We start from the raw sequence: 831 nt of genomic DNA on the forward strand, positions 1-831 counted from the left end.
AGAGTTTGATCATGGCTCAGGATGAACGCCGGCGGTGTGCCTAATACATGCAAGTCGTACGCACTGGCCCAACTGATTGATGGTGCTTGCACCTGATTGACGATGGATCACCAGTGAGTGGCGGACGGGTGAGTAACACGTAGGTAACCTGCCCCGGAGCGGGGGATAACATTTGGAAACAGATGCTAATACCGCATAACAACAAAAGCCACATGGCTTTTGTTTGAAAGATGGCTTTGGCTATCACTCTGGGATGGACCTGCGGTGCATTAGCTAGTTGGTAAGGTAACGGCTTACCAAGGCGACGATGCATAGCCGAGTTGAGAGACTGATCGGCCACAATGGAACTGAGACACGGTCCATACTCCTACGGGTGGCTGCAGTAGGGAATCTTCGGCAATGGGGGCAACCCTGACCGAGCAACGCCGCGTGAGTGAAGAAGGTTTTCGGATCGTAAAGCTCTGTTGTAAGAGAAGAACGTGTGTGAGAGTGGAAAGTTCACACAGTGACGGTAACTTACCAGAAAGGGACGGCTAACTACGTGCCAGCAGCCGCGGTAATACGTAGGTCCCGAGCGTTATCCGGATTTATTGGGCGTAAAGCGAGCGCAGGCGGTTGGATAAGTCTGAAGTTAAAGGCTGTGGCTTAACCATAGTATGCTTTGGAAACTGTTCAACTTGAGTGCAGAAGGGGAGAGTGGAATTCCATGTGTAGCGGTGGAATGCGTAGATATATGGAGGAACACCGGTGGCGAAAGCGGCTCTCTGGTCTGTAACTGACGCTGAGGCTCGAAAGCGTGGGTAGCGAACAGGATTAGATACCCCGGTAGTC

At 52.0% G+C, this 831-nt stretch carries 1 rRNA gene; it reads left to right on the plus strand.

From position 1 onward, the window contains the following. Positions 1–831, plus strand: a 16S ribosomal RNA gene (locus tag FCL47_RS24100); the annotation flags it as partial.

The sequence above is a fragment of the Desulfopila sp. IMCC35006 genome (assembly GCF_005116645.1).
Lineage (GTDB): Bacteria > Desulfobacterota > Desulfobulbia > Desulfobulbales > Desulfocapsaceae > Desulforhopalus_A.